This window comes from Streptomyces sp. NRRL S-31 (genome assembly GCF_000718775.1).
Taxonomy (GTDB): Bacteria; Actinomycetota; Actinomycetes; order Streptomycetales; family Streptomycetaceae; genus Streptomyces.
Genome location: NZ_JOCB01000030.1, coordinates 78,135 through 85,187, shown reverse-complemented (window position 1 = coordinate 85,187; position 7,053 = coordinate 78,135). Strand labels below are relative to the sequence as shown.

Below are 7,053 nucleotides of genomic sequence, written 5' to 3'. Positions count from 1 at the left end.
CCCGCCCACGCTCCCCGCCAGCCGCACGCACCCCCCGCCGCCCCGCACGGGCGCCCCCGGTGCCTCCCCGCCGACTGCTTGACAGTTCCCCCGTCCCGTGCGGGACTGGGAGGGCGAAGCCGGGCGGACAAGTCGGGGGTGAGTCCTCTGCCGGAGCTGCGCTATCCCAGCGTTGCCGAATTGGTCGCCTACGCCGAGGGGTTGGCGGCCCGGGAGCCCGGGCTGTGCGCGCTGCGCCAGGTGGGCGTCTCCCGCGCGGGAAGACCCCTGCACCTGCTGTCGGTGGGACACGCCCGCCGTGCGGTGCTGGTCGTCGCCGGTGCCCACGCCAACGAGCCGACGGGCGGTTCCACCCTGCGGGTGCTCGCCGAACGCGTGCTGGAAGAGCGTGAGTTGCGCTCGGACACCTCCTGGCACTTCCTGCTGTGCGCCGACCCGGACGGCGCGAGTCTGCATGTGACCCCCGCGCCGCGCAGCCTGCTCGACTACCACCTCGGCTTCTACCGGCCGACGGGTGCCGAGCAGCCGGAGTGGTCGCCGTCGGTGCTGCCGCCGGACCTGCTGCCGCCGGAGACCCGGGCGCTGACCGGGGTGATCGACGAGTTGCGTCCGTACCTCCAGGTCAGCTTGCACGGCACCGATCTGGGCGGCAGTTGGGTGCAGTTGACCAAGGACGTGCCGGGGCTCGCCGAGCCGTTCGCCAAGTCCGCGGCAGAGCTGCGCATCCCGGTGGAGACGGGCGCCTCGGACGCGGCGCTCTGGCCGGCCTCCGGACCCGGAGTGCACGTGATGCCCGGCCCGGAGACGGGCGTGGCCTATCCGAGCATGCCGGACGACGCCCGGCACAGCACCTGGTACCACGCGCACCGGTACGGCGGTCTGACGGCCGTGGTGGAGGTGCCGATGTGGGCCAGCGACCTGGTGGACGACCCGGCGCCGCACCCGGCACCGGCGGCGGCCATGCGGCGCCTCGCCGCCCGGCTGCTGCGGGACGCGCGCGAGGTGGAGCGGGTGCTCGCCGAGGCGCGGCCCCGGCTGGAGGGCTCGGACGGACCGCTGCTGCGGGCCGCGCGGTGGGCGCTGGAACTGATCCCGGGCCTGGCCGAGGACTGGATCCACACCGCCCCCGCGGGCACCACGATGGCGTACGTCGGCAGTGTGGACGCCTTCGGGCGGCGGCTGCCGCTGCGCGCCGCGGCGATGCTGCTCCGGGTGCTGCGGGAGGCGGACGACCGGGCGGCACCGCGCCTGGAGCAGCTGGTGGCCGTCTGGTGCGACTCCTTCGCGCAGCGGTTCCGGGCCCGCTGGGTGCCGCTGGAGCACCAGGTGGAGCACCAGTCCCGGACGGTGCTGGCGGCGGCGGAGCAGGCCCGGGAGCGGGTGGCGTGAACCGGTGCCCGGCCCGCGCCACCCGGCCGGGGTGCGCCGGTCAGCCGTCGAGGGCGAAGACGTGCCGGGTGCGCGCCCGCAGGACGCACGCGCTGGTGTAGGTCTCCCGGAAGTCGATCCACCGGCCGTCCCACCGCCCGCGCGCGCGGGCGGTCACCGGAGCGAAGATCATCGGGCAGAAGACGTCCTCGGCCGGGATGCGGCCGATGTCACCGCCGGCGGCGGCCAGTTCGTCGCACGCCTCGGCGGCGTGCGCGTGCCCGCTGGGCGGGTCGCACCGCAGCAGGCCGTCGCGGAGGATGCCGGAGGAGTCGTTCCCCCTGGTGACCGCCAGGTGGAGCCGGTCGCCCGGGGCGATGTCGCGGGAGGCCGCCTCGGCCGGACCCGCGGTGAGGAGACCTGTGACGGCCAGCAGGGCACCGGCCGCCGCTGCCGCTCGGTTGGTGTGCGTCATGCCCGGTGCATCGGCACGGCGGCCCGTCTTCCGCAGCGTGGCTCACCCGTTCGGGAGCCCGGCCCGGTGCGCACCCCCGCGTGAGCGCGCACCAGTTCGAGCGGAGACGGTCGAGGAGGGGCGACCGGGAAGGGGCGACCGGGGTGGCCGGGGAGGGGGTCAGCCGAGCGCGAGCCGGAACGCCATCCTGCCGAAGGCGACCTGGTCGCCCTCCCGGACGACGACCGCGCCGGTCACCCGACGGCCGTTGACGGTGGTGCCGTTGGTGGAGCCCAGGTCCCTGAGCACCCACAGCCCGCCCTGGCGGCGCAGTTCGGCGTGTACGCGGGAGACCGTCTCGTGGTTCAGGCGCAGCCCGCTGGCGGGGTCGCGGCCGATGCGCAGCGGATGGGTCTGCTCCGGGTGCGGCAGCAGCAGCTTGGGCAGCCGCTCGGCCTGCCAGGCGCGGCGCAGTCGCACGGTGAACCCGGAGACGGCCTCGACGGTGCCGAAGACGGCGCGGGAGAAGCGATTCTCCTGGGGGAGGTCGGCGACGAGGACGGCGAGTTCGTCGGATCGGCGGGCGGCGAGCGCCAGCTCCATGCGGCGCACGAACGTGTCGTGCGAGAGCCGCCCCATGGCGACGCCGTCCCGCAGCACCCGCAGCGCCTTGTCGCGTTCCGCGTCGGACAGGCGCGCGGGGTAGGTGGAGAACTCGAAGGACGACGTCACGCTGGTGATTGTCGGGCAGTGAACCCCGGGTGTCCAGAAAACGCGGAATCGGTGCCCGTGCGCGGGTACTTCCGCGACACCAGCCCGCGAAGGGCGAAGGGAAGGGCGGATCGGTCGTCCGGGACGGCACGATGGGGACGCGGGACATCACGGTGAACAGACGAAGGGGAACGTCCGTGCAGTTCGAGGTGTGGGCACCGCAGGCAGACCGGGTGACGCTCCATTGCGAGGGTGTCACAGCCGCGTTGGCGCGCGATCCGGCCCGCGAGGGGTGGTGGACGGGCGAGGCGGAGGCGGAGCACGGCGCGCGGTACGGGTTCGCGCTGGACGACGGTCCCGTGCTGCCCGACCCGCGCTCGCGCCGCCAGCCGGACGGCCCGGACGGGCTGAGCGCGGTCGTCGACGACGCGCGGCACGTCTGGCGCGCGCGGTGGGCGGGGCGCGGGCTGCCGGGCGCGGTGCTGTACGAGCTGCACGTGGGCACGTACACCCGCGAGGGCACCCTGGACGCGGCGGCGGCCCGGTTGGAACACCTGGTGGAACTGGGCGTCACACACGTGGAGTTGATGCCGCTGTGCCCCTTCCCTGGGCGGCACGGCTGGGGCTACGACGGTGTGTCGCTGTGGGCGGTGCACGAGCCGTACGGCGGTCCCGAGGCACTGAAGCGGTTCGTCGACCGGGCGCACGAGCTGGGGCTGGGCGTCGTCCTGGACGTCGTGCACAACCACTTGGGCCCGTCGGGCAACCATCTGCCGCGGTTCGGGCCGTACTTCACGGACACGCACGCCACGCCGTGGGGCGCGGCGGTGAACCTGGACGGGCCCGGCTCCGACGAGGTGCGCGCCTTCCTCCTCGGCAGCGCGCTGACGTGGCTGCGCGAGTACCGGATCGACGGACTCCGGCTGGACGCGGTGCACGCGCTGTACGACACGCGCGCGTGCCACTACCTGGAAGAGCTGTCGGCGGCCGTGGACGGACTGGCCGAGGAGGTGGGCAGGCCGCTGTTCCTGGTCGCCGAGTCGGACATGAACAACCCGCGGTTCATCACCCCGCGCGAGGAGAACGGCCTCGGACTGCACGCGCAGTGGAACGACGACTTCCACCACGCCCTGCACACGACGCTCACCGGTGAGTCCCAGGGCTACTACGCCGACTTCGCGCGCAGGCCCTTCGCCGCGCTCGCCAAGACGCTCACCGGCGGCTGGTTCCACGACGGGACGTACTCCAGTTTCCGGGGCCGCCGTCACGGCAGGCCGCTGGACCGCGCGCGCGTGGCCGGGCACCGGCTGCTCGGCTACAGCCAGACCCACGACCAGGTCGGCAACCGCGCCCGGGGCGACCGACTCGCCGCCCACCTCTCCCCCGGCCTGCTGGCGTGCGCGGCCACGCTGACGCTGACCGCCCCGTTCACGCCGATGCTGTTCATGGGCGAGGAGTGGGCGGCGGGCACCCCCTGGCAGTTCTTCACCGACCACACCGACCCGGAGCTGGCGGAGGCGGTACGGCGGGGCCGGCGGCGGGAGTTCGCGGCACACGGCTGGGCCGAGGAGGACGTACCGGATCCGCAGGACCCGGCGACCCGGGAGCGGTCCTGCCTCGACTGGGCGGAGCGGGAGGGCGAGCCCCACGCGCGCGTGCTGGCCTGGTACCGGCGGCTGATCGCGCTGCGCCGCGCCCAGCCCGACCTCACCGACCCCGACCTCGCCGACACCAAGGTCGCGTACGACGAGGACGCCCGCTGGCTGGCCTTCCGGCGCGGGGACGTCCGGGTGGCCGTCAACCTCGGCGCGGGAACGGCGGCGATCCCGCTGGGCACCGGCCGCGTGGAGATCCTGGCCGCCTGGGACCCGGTGACGCCGCCGGGTCCCGACGGGCTGCTCCAGGTGCCGGGCGAGTCCTGCGTGGTGCTGACGCAGCCCTGAGGGCCGGTGCGGGCGCGGCCCGGGCCGGCGGGTGCGTCAGGGCTCGGGCTCGTTCTCCTTCAGGTCGGTCACCCGCTCCAGCAGGATCGGCTCCCAGGCGCGGCGCAGTTGGCTCCGCAGCAGGGCCAGGGCGCCGCCGGCGCGGCCGTCCAGGTGGTCGGTGAGGCGGACGACGGTGTCGCAGCGGGCGAGCCAGAGTCCGCGCAGACAGGGGCGGGCGCCGTAGCCGGCCAGGGTGGCGGCGCGGACGGCCGCCGGGGAGCCGACGGCGACGGCGAGCCCGGCGATGTCCTCGGCGGGGTCGCCGAGGGCGGCCCGGGTCCAGTCGAGGACGCCCCGCACCCGGCCGTCGGCGCTGACCACCACGTGCGCGCCGGTCAGCCCGTGGTGGGTGAGGACGGCGGTGCCGGACTGCGCGGCGAGCTGGGCCGCGCCCGGCGGGGTGAGCTGGTGCAGCCGGACGGCGTCGAACTCGTCCGCCGCGGCGAGCCGTTCGGCCGCGTGCACGGCCATCCGGCGCAGCGCCTCCAGCGAGCGCGGGGCGGTGCGGGGCACGCCGAGCGCCTCGGCCTGGCGGGCCGGCACCGCCCGCAGCCCGCCGAGCAGACCGGCGAGGTCGGCCTCGCCGACGGCGGAGACGTCGTGCTCGTCGGCGGTGCCGCCGGGCACCCGGGTGTCCAGGGTGTAGGCGAGGCCGGGTGCCCAGTCGCCGTGCGCGACGCTGGTCGGTACGGCGACGGGCACGTGCGGGCGGACCAGGTCGCGCAGCCGCAGTTCCCGGCGGTGGCGGACGGACGCCTCGCGGTCGGGCGCCAGGCGCAGCACATGGCGGTCACCGACCCACCAGGTGTGCCGGCGGTCCTCCGTCACGGGCCGCACATCGGGTCCCCCGGTGCCGTCGCCGCCCTCCTTGAGCAGCGACCGGACCAGTCTGCGGACGGTCTCCACGGTGGGTGTCGGTTCCTGGGTCATGGGTCGGGCGTCGCCGTTCCGGTGTCGTCGAGTGTTGGGTCTCCCTGGTTCCCTCAGTCCACTATGACCATCTCACGGGTGGTGTTGTTGAGGCGGCGGCCACCGTCCTCGGTGACCGTGACGATGTCCTCGATGCGCACCCCGAAGCGGCCGGGCAGATAGACGCCGGGCTCCACGGAGAAGCACATGCCGGGCACGAGCGGCTGCTCCTCGCCCTCGATCATGTACGGCGGCTCGTGCGTGGTGACGCCGATGCCGTGGCCGGTGCGGTGGATGAAGTACTCGCCGTACCCGGCGTCGGTGATCACCGCGCGGGCGGCGCGGTCGACCTCCTGGCAGGCCACGCCGGGGCGTACGGCCCGGAAGCCGGCCTCCTGGGCGGCGCGTACGACGTCGTGGACCCGGCGTTCCTCGTCGGTCGGCTCGCCGACGTGCACCGTGCGGGTGGTGTCGGAGCCGTAGCCGTCCTTCAGGCCGCCGAAGTCCAGCACGACCATGTCGCCGTGGCGGATGACCCGGTCGCCGACCTCGTGGTGGGGGTTGGCGCCGTTGGGGCCGGAGCCGACGATGGTGAAGTCGACCCGGGAGTGGCCGAAGCGGGTCAGCAGCGCGGCGAGGTCACGGCCGACGTCGGTCTCCCGGCGGCCGGCGAAGCGCACCTTCCGGATCTCCTCGAACGCCTGGTCGGCGGCGACGCCCGCAGCTGCCATGAGTTCCAGTTCGGCCGCGTCCTTGACCGCGCGGAGCATGGGCAGGGCGTCGGTGAGGGCGGCGTAGGAGGTTCCGGGCAGCGTCCGCTGGAGCGCGAGCAGGTGCATCGCCCAGGTGTTGTCGCTGATGGCGAACCGGCCGCCGCCGTCGAGGAGGCCGGCGGTGACGGCGTAGGGGTCCGTGCCGTCGGTCCAGTCGCGCAGGGTCAGCGCGGGGGCGTGCCCGGCGTCCGGTGCCTCCAGGGCCGGCACGACGAGCACGGGGGCCCGGCCGGGGGCGAGGACCAGCGCGGTGAGCCGTTCGGTGATCGCGGTGGGCGCGTAGCCGGTGAGCCACACCAGATCCGGCCCCGGGGCCACGAGCAGCCCGGCGAGGCCGGCGTCGGCGGCGGAGCGCACGGCGCGTTCCATGCGGGCCGCGTAGTCGGCGGCGGTGAAGGGCGCGGTACCGGTCATCCGGGCCTCCGGGCGCGGCTGGGGGGACGGGTCGACGGCGTCTCGGGCAGCATCCTGCCCGCCCGGACGGGGGCACGCGAGCCGGTCGTCGGCACGGGTGTCCCGCGGTCGGCGGCGAAGCGGCTCGGCATGCGCCCATGATGGCGCGTGGGACCGAGGGTGACCAGCGGCTTTCCCGGCGTGTACGGGGTTTGGCGCGGTCCCCTCGGGTGACCGCGCCGGGGACCGGTGCCGACTGCCGGCGGTCGTCTCCGCCGTGCGCAGGGCGAGCGGCACGGCCGTGCCGGGGCGGTCGGCTCCCCCGGGGCACGGGGTCCGAAGGTGCCGCCCGCGCCCACGGACCGGGTCCGCGCACACCGGCGGACCGCGCCCGCCCGCGCCCACGGCCCCCACCGGCGGGCGTTCCGTGGCCGACCGAGGCGCGGACCGGGCCGCCGGG

At 75.5% G+C, this 7,053-nt stretch carries 5 protein-coding genes and 1 pseudogene; 2 read left to right on the top strand and 4 right to left on the bottom strand.

The window, feature by feature from the left end; all coding sequences use genetic code 11:
* Nucleotides 1–138: 138 nt before the first annotated feature.
* Nucleotides 139–1,389, top strand: coding sequence for a M14 family zinc carboxypeptidase (locus IF37_RS0114545; protein ID WP_030741816.1), 1,251 nt, complete (start codon nt 139–141; stop codon nt 1,387–1,389).
* 40 nt (nt 1,390–1,429) lie between these two features.
* Here the strand turns inward: IF37_RS0114545 and IF37_RS0114540 are convergent, their stop codons facing one another.
* Nucleotides 1,430–1,843: an SSI family serine proteinase inhibitor gene (locus IF37_RS0114540; protein WP_030741813.1), complete on the bottom strand. Its 414-nt coding sequence runs from the start codon at nt 1,841–1,843 to the stop codon at nt 1,430–1,432.
* 159 nt (nt 1,844–2,002) lie between these two features.
* Nucleotides 2,003–2,554, bottom strand: a complete 552-nt coding sequence (locus IF37_RS0114535) for a DUF1707 and FHA domain-containing protein (RefSeq protein ID WP_030741810.1) — start codon at nt 2,552–2,554, stop codon at nt 2,003–2,005.
* 176 nt (nt 2,555–2,730) lie between these two features.
* Here IF37_RS0114535 and treZ point away from each other — a divergent pair, with 176 nt between their 5' ends.
* Nucleotides 2,731–4,476, top strand: a complete 1,746-nt coding sequence (gene treZ, locus IF37_RS0114530) for a malto-oligosyltrehalose trehalohydrolase (protein ID WP_030741808.1) — start codon at nt 2,731–2,733, stop codon at nt 4,474–4,476.
* A gap of 36 nt (nt 4,477–4,512) precedes the next feature.
* Here treZ and IF37_RS0114525 read toward each other — a convergent pair whose 3' ends face one another.
* Both IF37_RS0114525 and IF37_RS45755 read right to left on the bottom strand, forming a co-directional pair.
* Entirely contained in the window at nt 4,513–5,448 is a 936-nt protein-coding gene (locus IF37_RS0114525) for a phosphotransferase family protein (protein WP_030741806.1), read from the bottom strand.
* A gap of 53 nt (nt 5,449–5,501) precedes the next feature.
* Nucleotides 5,502–6,560, bottom strand: a pseudogene (locus tag IF37_RS45755) (aminopeptidase P family protein); the annotation flags it as partial.
* Nucleotides 6,561–7,053 lie beyond the last annotated feature (493 nt).

Bases quoted from the DNA above. Each gene is read 5' to 3' on its own strand.
- IF37_RS0114540 (WP_030741813.1), bottom strand. From the start codon at position 1,843: ATGACGCACACCAACCGAGCGGCAGCGGCGGCCGGTGCCCTGCTGGCC.
- IF37_RS0114525 (WP_030741806.1), bottom strand. From the start codon at position 5,448: ATGACCCAGGAACCGACACCCACCGTGGAGACCGTCCGCAGACTGGTC.